This window comes from Actinocorallia herbida (genome assembly GCF_003751225.1).
Taxonomy (GTDB): Bacteria; Actinomycetota; Actinomycetes; order Streptosporangiales; family Streptosporangiaceae; genus Actinocorallia; species Actinocorallia herbida.
Window position 1 is genome coordinate 294,007 of sequence record NZ_RJKE01000001.1, and the last position, 15,824, is coordinate 309,830.

Genomic DNA, 15,824 nt, shown 5'->3' on the forward strand with positions numbered 1-15,824 from the left:
ATTCTGTCTGCGGTGGCCGACACGGCTAGAGCAGGGGCTTGCCCTTGGTGTCGATCTTGACGGATTTGGAGTAGGCGCGGAAGGTGTCGGCCGAGCCGTCGAAGACGACCTGGTAGTTGGCGTCGCACCAGGTCTTGGGCTTGAGGGTGAAGGTGCCCTTCTTCGAGGTTCTGCCGGAGACCGCGGTGTACCAGGCGGCGCCCTTGAGGCACTTGAAGATGACGGTGACCTTGCGGCCCGCGAAGGGGACCGTCTTCTTCCTGCTCTTGGCCGTGAAGCGCTTGAGCACGCCCGTCACGGTGATCTTCTTGCCGACCTTGAGCTTGCGCGGGGTGACCTTGAGCCCGGTGATGGAGGTCGACCAGCGCCAGGCCTTGATCACCTTGGTGGTGGCCGGGGCGTAGTTCTTCGTGCCGGGGAAGTACATCCGCCACCAGCCGGGCGTGGACTGCCGGAACGACGTGGCGAGCCGGCCCTCGTGGTCCGGCCGCAGCGTCTGCGCGGTCCGCCAGGGCTCCTTGCCGTCCGGGGAGAACTGCAACTGGACGGCGGAGTCGGCGCCGCCCGGGCCCGGGTCCGTGCTGAGCTTGAACCGGGCCGAGGCGGTGACCTGCCGGCGCGCGTCGTGCGCGACCGCGAAGTCGAAGAGCAGCGTGCCGTCCAGCACCCGCACCCCCACGGGGCGGCTGGTGTACTCCTTGGCGCCGAGCGTGAACGCCGCCTCCCAGTAGGTGGTCGTGTGCGGGGTGACGACCTTGGTGAAGACGCCCTTGGCGTCGGTCACCGCGGTCAGCTCCTCGTCACGGCGGTCCACCTCGCGGATGACCACCTCGCGGCCCGTCAGATCCACCGTGGCGCCCTCGGCGGTCTCACCGCGCAAAGTACCTGTCAGAGTCACCTTCGTGCCCGTGGCGACGTCCTTGGCGTCGGCGGCGAGGGTCACCGAGGCCGACGTGACGGGTGGGTCCTCGGCGCGGGCCGAGGCCTGGATGGGGGACAGCACGGAGACCACGACGGCCAAGGCTGTGAGGACACTGCGACGCACTGGGATCTCGCCTCCACTCACGATGGCGTGATCGTACAAAAGGCGTGTGACATTTTGATCTAAACCCATGACCGGTTATGTGTCCGCGACCTACGCCGGCCTGGGACACGAGCGCGTGCGGCGGGCCGGACCGAACCGGCCCGCCGGGCGCGTCAGGCCAGGTGGATGGTGCCGGTGACGTCCGCGGCCAGGCGCAGCGAGTCGCCGTCCTGGAGGAACGCCTCGACGCCCGGGGAAAGCCGCTCGCCGTTGACGAACGTGCCGTTGGTCGAACGCTCGTCGCGCACCTTGGCGACGCCGGACGGGTCGAGCCAGACCGTGGCGTGCTTGCGCGAGACATTGTCGTACTGGGTGAAGGTGGACGCGGCCGGGGACTGGCCCGCGTCGCGGCCGAGGATGAGCTGCTGGCCCATGGTGACCTTCAGCTCGCCCGTCGGGAACGCCAGCCGCAGCGTCGGGCCACCGCCCGGGCGCAGCGGCTTCAGGCAGACGTTGCACTGGGTCGCGGCCGGGTTGACCAGCACGCTCTCGCAGTGCGGGCACATCGCCGCGGTGCTGTCGCCGCCGGGACCGCCCTGCTGCCGGTGCTCCGGCGGGACCAGCGTGCCGTCCCTCGCGGGCGGCGGGTCCAGCGGGCCGCGCCGCTGGCCGTACGGGTCCTGGGGCTGTCCGTAGCCCGGCTGGGGCGCGCCGTAAGGGTCCTGCCCCTGGGGCTGCTGTCCGTAGCCGCCCTGCTGGGGCTGGCCGTAAGGGTCCTGGCCGCCCTGCGGCTGCCCGTAGCCCTGCTGCGGCTGCTGCGCGTAAGGGTCCTGGTTGCCGTAGCCGCCCTGCTGGGGCTGCTGCTGCCCGTAGCCCTGCTGCGGTGCCGCGTAGGGATCCTGCGCCGGGGGCTGCCCATAACCGCCCTGCTGAGGCTGCTGCCCGTAGCCGCCCTGCTGTGGTTGCCCGTAAGGGTCCTGCCCCTGTTGCGGCGCCGCGTAGGGGTCCTGGCCCTGCTGCGGCTGGCCGTAAGGGTCCTGCCCTTGCTGGGGCTGGCCGTACGGGTCCTGGCCGCCCTGCGGCTGCCCGTAGCCGCCCTGCTGGCCGTAGCCGCCCTGCTGCTGCGGCTGGCCGTACTGGTCCTGCCCGTATCCGCCCTGCTGGGGCTGCTGCTGCCCGTAGCCCTGCTGCGGCTGTGCGTAGGGGTCCTGCCCTTGCTGGGGCTGGCCGTAAGGGTCCTGGCCGCCCTGGGGCTGCCCATAGCCCTGCTGCGCGTTGCCGTACCCGCCCTGCTGGGGCTGCTGCTGCCCGTAGCCCTGCTGCGGCTGTGCGTAGGGGTCCTGCCCTTGCTGGGGCTGGCCGTAAGGGTCCTGGCCGCCCTGCGGCTGCGGCTGGCCGTAGCCGCCGCCCTGCTGGGGCTGGCCGTAAGGGTCTGCGCCGCCCTGGGGCTGCCCGTAGCCCGGCTGCGGCTGAGACTGCCCGTAGGAGTCGGCGGGCTGCTGCGGACGGCGGCGCCGCCCGCGGGTGAGGTTGTTCCCGCACGTCAGGCAGATCAGATCGCCTGGGTTGTGCGGGGTCTGGCAGACCTCGCAGGTCAGAGTCTCCATGACGCCTCCCCGGCTCGTACCCCGGCCCCGTCCAGCACCGCGCTCAGACGATCCATGTCGCCTCGGCGCGGGATGCCGATGTAGTACACCCGCCGTCCTTCCGCACCGTCCTCGACGCACACCTGCATGCGTCGCCCGTCGTGTCCCTCGTGCGCGTACCGCTTCCGGCCTAGGGCCGTCATCGGGACGAGCGTCTGGTTCGCCGACCCCCGCAGCGGGGAGCCGTCGTCGAGCCGTTCCACGTACGGCCCTGCCACGACAGCGTCGCACAGGTCCAGGATGTTCCGCGACTCCGGGTCGCGGGACAACCGTGAGCTTACATATCCGGAATAAAGGAGGATGTCGAACTCCCGTGACCCACGCCACACGTGGATGCCCCGCAGGAGGGCGGCCAACGCCCTCGGCTGCTGGAACGGCTCCCCGCCGGAGATCGTGACGCCGTCGACGGGCGGCAGACCGCCCAGCCAGTCGAGCACCTCGGAGACCGGGACGACCTTGCCGTCGTCGGCGGGCCAGGTGTCGGTGGAGAGGCAGCCGGGGCAGGCGAGCGTGCAGCCCTGGAACCAGATCCCCGCGCGGGTGCCGGGGCCGAGAGCGGTCACCGGATGGTGCACCTTGGCGAGCCGGATAGGGACGTCGCCGTCCCGGATCTCCGCCCCGCCGCCGCCCATCCCCTCGCCGTTCACTCCGTCGAGCCCGCCGCGTCGAGGGTCTTGTCCGTGTCCGCCGTCTCGGGCGTGTCGGGTCCTGTGGTCACATCGAGTTCGACGATGCTGCCCGCCCGTTTGATCCCGGTGACGGTGACTTTCTCGCCCGGTGCCAGTTCCCGTTCGAACAGCGCGCGGGCGAGCGGGTTGACGAAGTGCGCCTCCAGCGCCATGCCGATGCCGCGGCCGCCCTTGTCCAGCTCGGCGGTGCACCACTCGCGCAGGGTGCCGAGCACCTCGGACTTCACCGCGAGCGACACCCGGTGCTCCTCGGTGACGCGGCGGCAGATGTTCTCCAGCTGGAGGTCGAAGATCTTCGAGGCCGCCTCGGCGGCGACGAAGTTGAAGACGATGACGTTGTCGCCGAGCCGGTTCAGCAGTTCCGGCCGGTTCAGCACCGACGTGAAGTGGTCGGAGATCGCCGCCTTGATCCGGTGCTCGATCTCGGCGTACCCGAGTCCGGGGATCACCTTGGACGACCCCAGGTTCGAGGTGAAGATGAGGATGGACTCCGAGAAGTGGACGGTGTGGCCGCGCCCGTCGGTGAGCCTCCCGTCCTCCAGGATCTGCAGGAACTTGTCGAGGATCCGCGGATGGGCCTTCTCGATCTCGTCGAACAGGATCACCCGGAACGGGTCCTCCCGGACGGCGTTGGTCAGCTCGCCGCCCGCCTCGTGCCCGACGTAGCCGGGCGGGGAGCCGATCAGCCGGTCGCCGGCCTGCTCGGCGGAGAACTCGGACATGTCGAACCGCAGGTAGGCCGAGTCGTCGCCGAACACCAGCGAGGTGATCGCCTTGGCCAGCTCGGTCTTGCCGGTGCCGGTGGGCCCGGCGAAGAACAGCACGCCGCGCGGGCGGGAGCCCGATTTGGTGGCCTGCGCGCCGGAGAGGCCGAGGACCGCCCGCTTGAGGATGTCGAGGGTCTTGGTGACGGCCTGGGGCTGCCCGAGCACCCGTTCCGGCACCCGTCGCTCGCCGTCCAGGACGCGCTTGCGCAGGTGCCCGCGCGACCACGGGTTGTCCAGGACGCCGAGCTTGTAGGTGCGCACCGCGTCGGGCAGCCCGTACAGGTCGACGTTCTGCTCCTTGGCCAGCCGGGTGATCTCGATCATCGACTGGAGGGTGAGCCCGTCGGCCTGCTCGGCGAACGCGTCGCACGCGTCGGCCGCGGCGTGGTCCGCGGAGGGGTCGGCGGCGAAGGCGCGGGCCAGAAGCCTGGCGGTCTGCTGGCGGTCGCCCAGGTGCGGGCGCGGCAGCACGATCTCGCGGATCGCGTCGTTGCCGGTCACCAGCCACGGTGGGAGGTCGCCGGGCCGCTCGGCGAGCCAGATGATCGGGTTGTAGAACGGCTTGGGCCGGATGCCGGGCACCCGCACCGGCCGCGCGGTGCGCGCCAGCTTCTCGCAGAACCGGAAGAAGTCGCGCTCGGCGGGCTGGAGGTCGGTGGGCGAGGAGGCGATCCGCGAGGCGCCCTCGATGACGAACGCCGCGCGCACCTGCTCGGTGGGGCGCGCCAGGGCCGCCAGGTGCTTGGTGAGCCCTTCGAGCGACGGCTTGGCGTCCCACTTGCCGAGGAGCTTGGTCGCCGCGGCGGCCGCGTCCTCGTCGTCGGGGTGGACCCGGAGGCCGTCGACGGGGTCGTAGATGACCAGGCACGAGATGCCGCTCGGCTGGAGGGCCTCCCACAGCAGTTCCCGCAAGGGCAGCAGGGCTATCTCGCCACCGCCGTTGGGGAACAGGAAACTGTCGTAGAGGTTGCCCGACAGGACGTACTGCGAGTGCACCGACAGTGTGGCGTCGAGTTCGCGGATGAACGGCGGCCAGCCCATGAGGCGCCCGCCCAGTGTCGGCTGCTCAGTACTCAAGACGGCGTTCCTTCGGCTTGTGCTGCTTGCGTCGGGCCTGCTGCCCCGATTCTTCCGTGACGGGAAGCTCCTCGGCCCCCGGCTCGAGACGCCAGGTCACGGCCATTCCCAGTCCTTCGGCGGCGAGTCTCGCCTGGGCCGCCTCGAACTCGTCGCACCACTGCCGCTCGCGTTCGGCGTCGCGCCTGCGGTCGTCTTCGCTCTCCAGGGGGCGGGTGCGCAGCATCTTCGCGCGCAGCGTGCCGTCCTCCAGCCTCATCCTGACGGCCTGGTCGGGCCACTCGCCCCGGGTGAGGACGAGGTTGCCGTCCACCGCGGCGCGCGTCTCGAAGCCGGTGTCGACCTGGTAGCCGAGGTCCTCGAACGCCCGGGTGATGCTCTCCAGGACGTAGCGGCGCTCCGCCTCGGCCTGCGCGAGGGCCTCCTGTTCCTCCGCCCAGAGCCGCAGGCGCGCGCGCTCTTCGCGGGTCCGCTGGTTCGCCTGCTGGACACGCAGCCGCACTTCGCTGAGCAGCGCCTCGGCCTCGCCGTCGGAGGCGGCCGCGGCGACGTGCTCGGCGGCCTCCCGCACCCGGATGCGGTCGGCTTCGGCCGCGTCGGGCAGCAGCCGCGCGAGGACGCGCGCCAGGTCGGCGGCCCGGTCGCGCGGCACGCTCACCCCGGCGCCCGCTTCGGCGCTCACCTGCTCGGTCATGAGCTCGGCGAGCCGGGCGGACAGGGCGGCCTCCGCCTCGTCCAGGGCGGTGTCGACCGCCGCGCACCAGGTGACGACCTCGTCATGGGCGACGCCGGTGAGGTCGAGTTCCTCCGGCACGGGAAGGGACACCTGCCCGGCGTGCTCGCGCGCCGCCGCGTGCACCGTGTCGCGCAGCGCGCGGATCCGCGCGTTGCGGTCGACCGCCTCGCGCAGCGCCCGCTCGTACCGCTCGAGGTCGGCCAGCGCCTCGGCCCGCGCGCCCGCCTTCTTCTCCGCGAGCGCCGCGAACGCCGCGGCGCCGTGCGCCGCCGCCCCGGCGCCCGCGCCGAGGAGGCGGTTCGCGCCGAGGCTCGCGATGACCGCCGCGTCCAGCGCGATCTCGGCCTCCACGCCACTGCTCATGTACAAGCCTCTTCCTGGACGGACCCCGCACGGGCCGTCCGGTCAGTCTTCTATGACTTCCGCGCGGCGGCTCGAGTTCGCCTGCCGCCACCGGTGCATGCGGATTCCACCGTTGCCGATGTGCGCGAGGGCGCCGGCCGTCAGCGCCAGCATCCAGAGCATCCAGGCCAGCGCGCTCAGCAGGGACAGCAGCAGGAGCGCGAGCAGCAGCGGGATCGTCGCGGCGAGAAGGGCGAGGCCGCAGCCGCGCGCGCCGGTCCGCTGCGCGGTGGCCGACATCGCCCGCGACGTCTTCGACAGCCCGCCGCCGGTGAGGCGGGAGATCCTGGCGGCGGTCGCCCAGGGGCCGTCCGCCAGGTAGTCGCCGCCCTGCTGCGAGGCCAGCACCAGCTCGACGACCAGGGAGACCGCCCACGCCGCGACCGAGGCGGTCACCAGGAGACCGAGCGGGACGGGCATCTTCTGCACCGAGCCGGCGGCCTGGACGCGGTCGGGTTCCCCGCCGAACAGCATCTCGAGCACGAAGCTCCCGCCCACCCATAGGGCGAGGATCGGGAGCGTCCACAAGGCGGCGCGCAGCCTTGCCCGTCCCGCACCCGCCTTGCGCGCGCGCTCCTTCTGCTCCCACAGGGCGAGCCGGCCTTCGGCGCGGTAAGCCTCCTCGGCTTCTTGGCGTCCGGGCAGCGGCGGGGCGACCCGGGTCTGCGGCGGCACGGGCGCGGGCGTCTCGGCGGGCCGCCGCACGGGTGGCGGCTGCTCGTCGTGCACCTCGGGGGTCCCGCCGCGCAGCCAGGCGGCCACCTCGGTGTGGCCCCAGCGGCGCCGGGGGTCGCGGGTGAGCAGGCCGCGGCACAGCAGCCGCAGGTGCGGGTCCTGGATGTCGCCGTTGTCGATCGGCCGGGTGGCCAGATGGTCGACGACGACGGTCTCGCTCATCCCGTCGAAGGGCGCCTTCCCGGTGACGACCTCGCGCGCGATCATGCCGAGCGACCACCAGTCGCGGGCGGGGGAGACCTGGCCGGACAGCGACTCGGGCGCGGCGTAGGCGAGGGTGCGCGAGGAGGAGGCGAACACCACGCTCTGCTCCAGCACGCGGCTCAGCCCGAAGTCGGTGATGACGAGGTCGGCGCCGCGCACGAGCACGTTCTCCGGTTTGAGGTCCCGGTGCACGATGCCCGCGTCGTGCAGCACCTTCAGCCCCTCGGCGAGCTGCCCGACGACCGCCGTCGGATCGACCTGCCGGGCACGGGCGAGAGACCGCAGGCTGCCCTCCGGGAGGTACTCCATGATCTCGTAGTCGCGCCCGTCGGCGTGCCCGGTCTCCAGCACCCGCACGATGTGCGGCGACCGCAGCCGCGGCACCTGCTCCCACACCGCGGGGTCGGCCCGGTAGCCGCGCCGGTAGATCTTGACGACATAGCGCGTCGCGCCTTCGCGCACGAGCAGCAGATCGGACTCCGCACCCTGTACGGGCAGCTCGTCCTCGACCTCGAACCGTCCGGCGAGCACCCCCGGCAACCGCACCAGCGGCCCGCCGCCGCCCGCCGCCGGCCCCGGCGCGTCCCGGCTCGTGACTCCCGGATCCCGTCGTGTCCACTGGGGGTCGTCCACCCCGCGACCTTATCGCGGGCACCGTCCCGGAGCCCGTCCCGCCGGACATCCCGCCCCATCCGCGCACCACGTGGCGGCCTCCTGGGGCGGCCCGGAGCGGAAGCCGAGGAACACGGGTCGGAAATACGGGTATTCCGGCCATGCAGTGAGTAGAGAATGTGAATTCCCTATTGCCCCGGTCATTTCACCGTCGCGCGGCCCGGGGGTCCGGGCAGGGTGTGGAGTCGGCGTGGATTTCGGTCATCGGCCGGAGGGCGTCCGAAACGGTCCGGTGTGTTTCGGCCGCCCTCGCCGGGACCGCGCCGAGGGGCCGCAAAGCCTGTTCCAGCAGGCTTTGCGGGGCCTCCATCGAGGCGCGGAGGCGGAGCGGGAAATCGACGGTGCCGAGGGCGCTCTCCGACCTCTCCATCCCCTGCGACAAGTGAGTGGATTGTCTGGAATGCCGACTGGGTCGGGGGTCGCGGGATTAGGGTGGGAAGCGGGCAGCTCGGGGCGGTCACGACGCGGCGCACGTCGCGGGAGTGCACCGCGCGGGGCATCGGGAAACGCATCGGCCGGGGGTGGTCTCCATCGCACGCCATCAGCGCGGGCGGCGCGCATGAGGGTGCTCTACGTGAGCCCTTACGGGGCGGCGAACGAGCCGCATGACGCGGTGGCCGAGTACACGCGGGTGCTGGCGCGGGCGGTCGCCCGGCTCGGGCACCGCACGGCGGTGCTCGCGGCGCGCGAGCCCAGGGGCGAGCGGCCCGCCGAGGTCGTGGGAGTGCTCGGACAGGACGTCCGCACCGGCTTCCGGCCCGATCTCGTCCACGTCCACTTCACCGCGGGCGCCTACGCCGGACGGGTCCGGGTCCTGCTGCGGCTGCTCGACGCGCTCGCCGCCCAGCGCGTGCCCGTCGTGCTGACCCTGCACGGCGTCGGCCGCGACCTCGGCCTGCTGCGCGGCGCGGGCCGCGCGCTCTACCGCCGGGTCATCGCGCGCTGCGGCACCGTCGTCGTGCACTCGAACGACGCCGCGGGCACGCTCGCCGCCCTCGGCCGGGACGCCCAGGTCGCCGTCGTGCCGCACTTCTGCATCCCGCCCGCGCGGCCGGAGACGTCGGCGGACGCCCTGCGGGAGAAGCACGCGTTCGGCGCGGACCCGGTGCTGCTGTCCTTCGGCTTCATCCACCCCGACAAGGGGCTCGCGGACCTCGTGCGCGCCTTCTCGCTGCTCGGCGGGGACGCCCGCCTCGTCGTCGCCGGCGGGGTGCGGCGCCGCGCCGGGCTCGCCCGCGTCGCGGAGCTGCGCGACCGCGGGCACCTGCGCCGGGTGCGCCGCCTCGTCGCGCGCGAGCGGCTCGGCGAGCGGGTGACGTTCACCGGGTTCGTGCCGGCCGCGGAGGTCGCCGCCTGGTTCGCGGTCGCCGACGCGGTCGTGCTGCCCTACCGAAGGGCGGTCCGCACGGGCGTCGCGCACCTCGCGCTCGCCACCCACCGGCCGGTCGTCGCCACGACCGTCGGGGCGCTCCCCGAACTGTTCGGCCGCTGGACCGTACCGCCGGGCGAACCCGCGGCCCTGGCCGAGACCATCAACGGCCTGCTCTACTCGCCGGGCGTGCCGTTGCCCGAGCTCGGCCCCGGCCCCGACGAGGTCGCGGCGCGGACCGAGACGCTCTACGAAGCGGTGCTCCGACCGGGTGAGGAACCCCTTGCCCGAAGGTAAGAAGAAACGCAACGAAGTCGACCGAACGCACCCGGTGCCCATAGGATGCGCGGTCTATGAGTGACGACGGCACCGGCCACCACGGGCACAGTGCGAGCGGCAGTCCGCACCGGCCGAATTACGACGCGACCCTGGAGCTCATCCGCTGCAAGGCACCCGGGTGCGGGTTCCTGGGCGGGCGCGTCGCGTTCGGCGGGCACCTGGCCGACCTCGGCCTGTGCCCCGACTGCTGGGGCGTCGGCGTGATCAAGATCCGCAAGCTGGTCAGCTACGACCACGACTGCGTCACCTGCGGCGGCACCGGCCGCCGCGTCAAGGCCCGTAAGAAGCGGCTGTCCCGGCGCGCCTAGCGCCGGGCCGCCTCACCGCTGCCCGGTGTTCCGCCGGATCTTCTGCAGCTCTTCGGTGATCTTGAACTGGTTGATGACGAACTCCAGCGCCAGTCGGACGCAGACCACCTGGAAGATCCAGAAGAGCGGGGTGACGATGATCGCCGTGATGATCGGCCAGGCCGGGGTCTCCTCGTAGGGGTTGTTGCCGCCGAGGCCCCAGATGAACAGGAACAGCAGGATGCTGAAGAGTGTGATGACGGCCAGGGACAGCAGGTAGAAACCCCGGATGAGCATCGGGGTGACCATGGCGTCGAACCTGGTGTCCAAGAGCGCGCCGAAGAACCCCTTGCGCTTGACCGGCGGGGGGCCGTGCTGCTGGGGCGGGGCCTCTCCCGGGGGAACGGCGGGCTGAGGCCCGGTGTGCTGCGGCCGGCCCTGCCACTGCGACGGGACGGGGGCCTGCGGCGGCGCGGCGGCGGGGGGCGGCTGGTCGGCGCGGTAGCCGTACTGGCTGGGGTTGAAGCGCGGCTGCTCCGGGGTAGTCACCGCTCCACCTTAAAACGCCGCGCCCGCCGGGCGAGGGAACTGGCGAACGGGTATCCGCCCGCGTCGTTAGGTACGGGTTCGTATTAGCCGTGAGGGATGTCCGGAAACAATGCCCCGGTGCTTCGCTGTCCATAGCCTATGGCTATCGAAGTGCGCGAGAGTATATGTGATGAGCATCACATCGCTCCGACCTGTTGTTAACTGTGTCACATTTGTGAACCACAGGCGTAGGGTCGCCTTCCTGCACCCCTGAGGAGGCGGCGATGGCGACGGTCGAGGCGCCCGCGAAGACGCGCGCACAGATCAAGGAACGGACGTTCCGCACCGACAACTGGCGACAGTACCCCGTACTGACCTTTGTGTTCTTCACGGCATGGGTCATCTATGCGACGGTTCGGGCGATGTGGGGGAGCGCCTTCTTTGTCCCTGAATACCACTATTTGACCCCCTTCTACTCGCCCTGCTTCAACGACGCCTGCGGGAGCGTCACGTTGGACGGGCACACCGGCAGCGCCGCGCTGTTCGGGACGTTCATCCCCGAGAGCGTCCCGTTCTTCATCCCCTACGCGCTGCTGTCACTGCCGTTCCTGCTGCTGTTCCGGCTGACCTGCTACTACTACCGCAAGGCGTACTACCGGGCGTTCTGGCTGTCGCCCCAGGCCTGCGGCGTCACCGAGCCGCACGCCAAGTACTCCGGCGAGACCCGCTTCCCGCTGATCGGCCAGAACCTGCACCGCTACTTCTGGTTCGCCGCCGGTGTCATCTCGCTCATCAACACCTACGACGCGATCCTCGCCTTCCACGGCAAGGACGGCGGATTCGGCATCGGGCTCGGCACCGTCATCCTCTGGGCGAACGTGATCCTGCTGTGGCTGTACACGCTGTCGTGCCACTCCTGCAGGCACGTCGTCGGCGGGCGGATGAAGAACTTCTCGAAGAACCCCGTCCGGTACAAGCTCTGGACCTGGGTCTCCAAGATCAACACGCGCCACGGCACGTTCGCGCTGATCACCCTGGTCTCCCTCGTCGTCGCGGACTTCTACGTGATGCTCGTGGCCAGCAACACCATCAACGACCTCCGCTTCTTCAACTGAAGGCCCTCATGACTGAACTCGAACGACACTCCTACGACGTCGTCGTCATCGGAGCGGGCGGCGCGGGCCTGCGCGCGGCGATCGAGGCGCGGCTGCGCGGCAAGAAGGTCGCGGTCATCTCCAAGTCGCTGTTCGGCAAGGCGCACACCGTCATGGCCGAGGGCGGCGCGGCGGCCGCGATGGGCAACGTCAACAGCAACGACAACTGGCAGGTCCACTTCCGCGACACGATGCGCGGCGGCAAGTTCCTGAACAGCTGGCGGATGGCCGAACTGCACGCCAAGGAGGCGCCCGAGCGCGTCTGGGAGCTCGAGGCCTGGGGTGCGCTGTTCGACCGCACCAAGGACGGCAAGATCTCCCAGCGCAACTTCGGCGGCCACTCCTACCCGAGGCTCGCGCACGTCGGCGACCGCACCGGCCTCGAGCTCATCCGGACGACCCAGCAGAAGATCGTCTCCCTCCAGCAGGAGGACCACGCCGAGTTCGGCGACTACGAGGCCCGCATCAAGGTGTGGGCCGAGACGACCGTGACGAAGCTGCTGAAGGACGGCGACCGGATCTGCGGCGCGTTCGCCTACGTCCGGGAGACCGGCAAGTTCGTCGTGTTCGAGGCCCCGGCGATCGTGCTGGCGACCGGCGGCATCGGCAAGGCGTTCAAGGTGACGTCGAACTCCTGGGAGTACACCGGCGACGGCCACGCGCTCGCGCTGCTGGCCGGGGCGACCCTGCTCAACATGGAGTTCATCCAGTTCCACCCGACGGGCATGGTCTGGCCGCCCTCGGTGAAGGGCATCCTCGTCACCGAGTCGGTGCGCGGCGACGGCGGCGTCCTCACCAACTCCGAGGGCGAGCGCTTCATGTTCAACTACGTCCCGGACGTCTTCAAGGACCAGTACGCGACGACGCCCGAAGAGGGCGACCGCTGGTACACCGACGCCGACAACAACCGCCGTCCACCCGAGCTGCTGCCGCGCGACGAGGTCGCCCGCGCGATCAACTCCGAGGTGAAGGCGGGACGGGGCAGCCCCCAGGGCGGCGTGTTCCTCGACGTGTCCTCGCGCCTTCCGGCCGAGCAGATCATCAAGAAGCTCCCGTCGATGCACCACCAGTTCAAGGAGCTGGCGGACGTCGACATCACCAAGGAGCCGATGCAGGTCGGCCCGACCTGCCACTACGTGATGGGCGGGGTCGAGGTCGACCCGGACACCGGCGCGGCCTCGGTGCCCGGTCTGTTCGCGGCGGGCGAGTGCTCGGGCGGCATGCACGGCTCCAACCGGCTCGGCGGCAACTCCCTGACCGACCTGCTGGTGTTCGGCAGGCGCGCGGGCGGCGGCGCGGTGGACTACCTGGAGGGCCTCGCGGAACCGCCCGCGGTGCCCGACGCCGAGGTGGAGGCCGCCCAGGCCGAGGCGCTCGCGCCGTTCGCCCGGCCGGACGGCGAGAACCCCTACGCCGTGCACGCCGACCTCCAGGCGACGATGAACGAGCTGGTCGGCATCATCCGCACCGAGAGCGAGCTGCAGGCGGCGCTGGAGTCGCTGGTCAAGCTGCGCGACCGGGTCTCGGGCGTCGGGGTGAAGGACGCCGGTCCCGGCGGGCGCGGCTACCACCCGGGCTGGCACCTGGCGCTGGACCTGCGCAACATGCTCCTGGTGTCCGAGTGCGTCGCCAAGGCGGCGCTGGAGCGCCAGGAGTCGCGCGGCGGCCACACCCGCGAGGACTACCCCGGCATGTCCGCCGAGTGGCGCAAGGTGAACCTCGTGTGCTCCCTGAGCGGGGACGGCGGGGTGGCGCTGACGCACCAGCCGCTCGTGCCGATGCGCACCGACCTGCTGGAACTCTTCGAGACCTCCGAACTGAAGAAGTACCTCACCGAAGAGGAGCTGCCGTAATGGGTTACCTGGCCAAGTTCCGCGTCTGGCGCGGAGACAGCGGGCAAGGGGCGCTGGAGGACTTCGAGGTCGAGGTCAACGAGGGTGAGGTCGTCCTCGACGTCATCCACCGGCTCCAGGCCACGCAGACCCCCGACCTGGCCGTCCGCTGGAACTGCAAGGCGGGCAAGTGCGGCTCGTGCTCGGCGGAGATCAACGGCAAGCCGCGGCTGATGTGCATGTGCCGCATGTCGACCTTCACCGAGGACGAGACCATCACGGTCACCCCGGTCCGGACGTTCCCCGTCATCCGCGACCTCGTCACCGACGTCTCGTTCAACTACGAGAAGGCCAGGCAGGTCCCGTCCTTCGACGGCGGCGACGTCAAGCCGGGCGACTTCCGGATGCAGCAGATCGACGTGGAGCGCTCGCAGGAGTTCCGCAAGTGCATCGAGTGCTTCCTGTGCCAGAACGTCTGCCACGTGATCCGCGACCACGAGGAGAACGAGTCGTCCTACGCCGGTCCGCGCTTCCTCATGCGGGTCGCCGAGCTGGAGATGCACCCCGCCGACGTCCGTGATCGGCGGGAGATCGCCCAGGACGACTTCGGGCTCGGCCTGTGCAACATCACCAAGTGCTGCACCGAGGTCTGCCCCGAGCACATCAAGATCACCGACAACGCGCTCATCCCGATGAAGGAGCGCGTCGCGGGCAAGAAGTACGACCCCCTGGTATGGCTGGGCAGCAAGCTCGGCATCGTCCGCAAGGGCGAGGACACCCCGAAGGCCTGACCGGCCCCGGAAACGGAGAGGCCCCCGGCGCGCGACGCGCCGGGGGCCTTCTCAGTGCAGCGGGGTGCCGCCGCCGGTCGCGGTCAGCGGCCCGCGATGGACAGGGTGATGAGGATGTTGGCGAGCTTGCTGGGCGTCTGCTTGCCCTTGGCGTCCTGGACGAGCGCGTCGAGGGTCCAGGCGACCTTCTTGTCCTGCGCGGTGGGACCGGCGGCGCGCGCGGCGGGGGCGGCGTCGGCGGGCGCCGGGTCCGCGGCGGCGGGCTCGGTCGCCTCCGGCGTCGCGGTGGCCGTCGGCTCGGTGGTCGGCGTGCCGCCCGCGAGGATCTCGTTGATCACGCGGGTGGCGATCTCCGTGAGCTGGCCGAAGATCGCGGTCAGCTGGTCCTGCGGCAGCGCGAAGACCAGCTGGACGAGTTCGAGGAGACGCGTGTAGTCGCCCGCCAGGATCTGCTGGGCGATGGCCGAGATCTCCGCGGGGAAGACCGCGAGCACCTCGGCGATGATGGCGTTGACGTCCGGGGCCGCCGCGACCGCGACGACCGGGACCTGCGGCGCCGCGTGCACCGGCGTGACGGCCGTCAGGGCCGGCGTTATGGCGAGCGCCGCCGTCGCGGCCAGAAGCGCGGGCTTGCGAAGCTTCACAGGGGGCTCCTCGTGCGGAGAATTCGGGGGGGGAGGGAGAGAGCCCGCTCAGCCTAGTGACGCGATGGGACAACGATCAATATCTGTCCGCTAACGGTCCAGGTGTGACGGAACATGACGAAAGGGCGCTCGACGTTTCCGTCGAGCGCCCTTCCGCAGGGTGGTTCCGCCGTGGCTACTTGCCGGAGGCGTGCAGCCAGTCGTGGTTCATCCGGCCGATGAACTCCAGCGGGATGCCCTTCGGGCAGGCCACCGTGCACTCGCCGGTGTTGGTGCAGCCGCCGAAGTCCAGGTCGTCATGGGTCTTGACCATGTTGAGCACCCGGCTGTCGCGCTCGGGCTGGCCCTGCGGGAGCAGGCCGAGGTGCGAGATCTTCGCCGACAGGAACAGCGAGCCCGAGCCGTTCGGGCACGCCGCGACGCAGGCGCCGCAGCCGATGCACTCGGCCGCGACGAACGCCTTGTCGGCGTCGGCCTTGGGCACCGGGGTGGCGTGCGCGTCGGGCGCGGTGCCGGTCGGGGCGGAGATGTAGCCGCCCGACTCGATGATCTTGTCGAACGCGCCGCGGTCGACGACCAGGTCCTTGACGACCGGGAACGCCTTGGCCCGCCACGGCTCGACGTCGATCGTCTCGCCGTCCTTGAACTTGCGCATGTGCAGCTGGCAGGTGGTGGTGTTGCGCTCAGGGCCGTGCGGCTGGCCGTTGATGACCAGCGAGCACATGCCGCAGATGCCCTCACGACAGTCGTGGTCGAACGCGATCGGCTCCTCGCCCTCGACGGTGAGGCGCTCGTTGAGCACGTCGAGCATCTCGAGGAACGACGCGTCCTCGGAGATGCCGTCGACGTCGTAGGTGACCATCCGGCCCTTGTCGGCGGCGTTCGTCTGACGCCAGATGCGGAGCTTCAGCTTCATGTTCTTCGCGCC

General features: G+C 71.0%; 14 protein-coding genes. 5 read left to right on the plus strand and 9 right to left on the minus strand.

The annotated features are described in order from the left end of the window. Positions 1 to 25: 25 nt before the first annotated feature. The 6 genes from EDD29_RS01600 to EDD29_RS01625 form a co-directional block, all read right to left on the minus strand. Entirely contained in the window at positions 26 to 1,021 is a 996-nt protein-coding gene (locus EDD29_RS01600) for a hypothetical protein (protein ID WP_123661812.1), read from the minus strand. Between the two features lie 176 nt (positions 1,022 to 1,197). Further along, positions 1,198 to 2,631: an FHA domain-containing protein gene (locus tag EDD29_RS01605; RefSeq protein ID WP_123661813.1), complete on the minus strand. Its 1,434-nt coding sequence runs from the start codon at positions 2,629 to 2,631 to the stop codon at positions 1,198 to 1,200. Next, on the minus strand, positions 2,619 to 3,317 hold the full coding sequence (locus EDD29_RS01610) for a 4Fe-4S single cluster domain-containing protein (protein ID WP_246052453.1): 699 nt from the start codon (positions 3,315 to 3,317) through the stop codon (positions 2,619 to 2,621). The genes EDD29_RS01605 and EDD29_RS01610 overlap by 13 nt, the downstream gene beginning before the upstream one ends. After that, the gene (locus tag EDD29_RS01615; protein WP_246052454.1) at positions 3,314 to 5,203 is read right to left on the minus strand and encodes an AAA family ATPase; all 1,890 of its coding nucleotides are present in this window, start codon (positions 5,201 to 5,203) and stop codon (positions 3,314 to 3,316) included. Before EDD29_RS01615 ends, EDD29_RS01610 begins: the two co-directional genes overlap by 4 nt. Then, positions 5,193 to 6,302, minus strand: a complete 1,110-nt coding sequence (locus EDD29_RS01620; RefSeq protein ID WP_148085838.1) for a coiled-coil domain-containing protein — start codon at positions 6,300 to 6,302, stop codon at positions 5,193 to 5,195. Before EDD29_RS01620 ends, EDD29_RS01615 begins: the two co-directional genes overlap by 11 nt. A gap of 42 nt (positions 6,303 to 6,344) precedes the next feature. After that, positions 6,345 to 7,913 carry a protein kinase domain-containing protein gene (locus EDD29_RS01625; protein ID WP_123661817.1) on the minus strand — a complete coding sequence of 523 codons (1,569 nt, stop codon included), beginning with the start codon at positions 7,911 to 7,913 and terminating at the stop codon, positions 6,345 to 6,347. 598 nt (positions 7,914 to 8,511) lie between these two features. Here EDD29_RS01625 and EDD29_RS01635 point away from each other — a divergent pair. Both EDD29_RS01635 and EDD29_RS01640 read left to right on the plus strand, forming a co-directional pair. Then, the gene (locus EDD29_RS01635; RefSeq protein WP_170201250.1) at positions 8,512 to 9,618 is read left to right on the plus strand and encodes a glycosyltransferase family 4 protein; all 1,107 of its coding nucleotides are present in this window, start codon (positions 8,512 to 8,514) and stop codon (positions 9,616 to 9,618) included. A gap of 56 nt (positions 9,619 to 9,674) precedes the next feature. Continuing rightward, the gene (locus EDD29_RS01640) at positions 9,675 to 9,968 is read left to right on the plus strand and encodes a hypothetical protein (RefSeq protein ID WP_123661820.1); all 294 of its coding nucleotides are present in this window, start codon (positions 9,675 to 9,677) and stop codon (positions 9,966 to 9,968) included. A gap of 12 nt (positions 9,969 to 9,980) precedes the next feature. Here the strand turns inward: EDD29_RS01640 and EDD29_RS01645 are convergent, their stop codons facing one another. After that, the gene (locus EDD29_RS01645) at positions 9,981 to 10,496 is read right to left on the minus strand and encodes a DUF4282 domain-containing protein (protein WP_123661821.1); all 516 of its coding nucleotides are present in this window, start codon (positions 10,494 to 10,496) and stop codon (positions 9,981 to 9,983) included. Between the two features lie 263 nt (positions 10,497 to 10,759). Here EDD29_RS01645 and EDD29_RS01650 point away from each other — a divergent pair, with 263 nt between their 5' ends. Genes EDD29_RS01650 through EDD29_RS01660 form a run of 3 tightly spaced genes read left to right on the plus strand, consistent with a single transcriptional unit; the run spans position 10,760 to position 14,252 of the window. Continuing rightward, positions 10,760 to 11,590 carry a hypothetical protein gene (locus EDD29_RS01650; protein ID WP_123661822.1) on the plus strand — a complete coding sequence of 277 codons (831 nt, stop codon included), beginning with the start codon at positions 10,760 to 10,762 and terminating at the stop codon, positions 11,588 to 11,590. Between the two features lie 8 nt (positions 11,591 to 11,598). Further along, complete coding sequence (locus EDD29_RS01655) at positions 11,599 to 13,482, plus strand: fumarate reductase/succinate dehydrogenase flavoprotein subunit (protein ID WP_123661823.1); 1,884 nt, start codon at positions 11,599 to 11,601, stop codon at positions 13,480 to 13,482. After that, positions 13,482 to 14,252 (plus strand): succinate dehydrogenase/fumarate reductase iron-sulfur subunit, encoded by a 771-nt coding sequence (locus tag EDD29_RS01660; protein WP_123661824.1) that lies wholly within the window; start codon positions 13,482 to 13,484, stop codon positions 14,250 to 14,252. The genes EDD29_RS01655 and EDD29_RS01660 overlap by 1 nt, the downstream gene beginning before the upstream one ends. Positions 14,253 to 14,335: 83 nt before the next feature. Here EDD29_RS01660 and EDD29_RS01665 read toward each other — a convergent pair whose 3' ends face one another. Further along, positions 14,336 to 14,896, minus strand: coding sequence for a hypothetical protein (locus EDD29_RS01665; protein ID WP_123661825.1), 561 nt, complete (start codon positions 14,894 to 14,896; stop codon positions 14,336 to 14,338). A gap of 175 nt (positions 14,897 to 15,071) precedes the next feature. Next, positions 15,072 to 15,812 carry a succinate dehydrogenase/fumarate reductase iron-sulfur subunit gene (locus EDD29_RS01670; protein WP_123661826.1) on the minus strand — a complete coding sequence of 247 codons (741 nt, stop codon included), beginning with the start codon at positions 15,810 to 15,812 and terminating at the stop codon, positions 15,072 to 15,074. Between the last annotated feature and the right edge of the window lie 12 nt (positions 15,813 to 15,824).

Excerpts from the sequence above, each read along its gene's own strand:
- EDD29_RS01605 (WP_123661813.1), bottom strand. The coding sequence starts at position 2,631 with ATGGAGACTCTGACCTGCGAGGTCTGCCAGACCCCGCACAACCCAGGC.
- EDD29_RS01620 (WP_148085838.1), bottom strand. The coding sequence starts at position 6,302 with ATGAGCAGTGGCGTGGAGGCCGAGATCGCGCTGGACGCGGCGGTCATC.
- EDD29_RS01650 (WP_123661822.1), top strand. The coding sequence starts at position 10,760 with ATGGCGACGGTCGAGGCGCCCGCGAAGACGCGCGCACAGATCAAGGAA.
- EDD29_RS01635 (WP_170201250.1), top strand. The coding sequence starts at position 8,512 with ATGAGGGTGCTCTACGTGAGCCCTTACGGGGCGGCGAACGAGCCGCAT.
- EDD29_RS01655 (WP_123661823.1), top strand. The coding sequence starts at position 11,599 with ATGACTGAACTCGAACGACACTCCTACGACGTCGTCGTCATCGGAGCG.
- EDD29_RS01640 (WP_123661820.1), top strand. The coding sequence starts at position 9,675 with ATGAGTGACGACGGCACCGGCCACCACGGGCACAGTGCGAGCGGCAGT.
- EDD29_RS01670 (WP_123661826.1), bottom strand. The coding sequence starts at position 15,812 with ATGAAGCTGAAGCTCCGCATCTGGCGTCAGACGAACGCCGCCGACAAG.
- EDD29_RS01660 (WP_123661824.1), top strand. The coding sequence starts at position 13,482 with ATGGGTTACCTGGCCAAGTTCCGCGTCTGGCGCGGAGACAGCGGGCAA.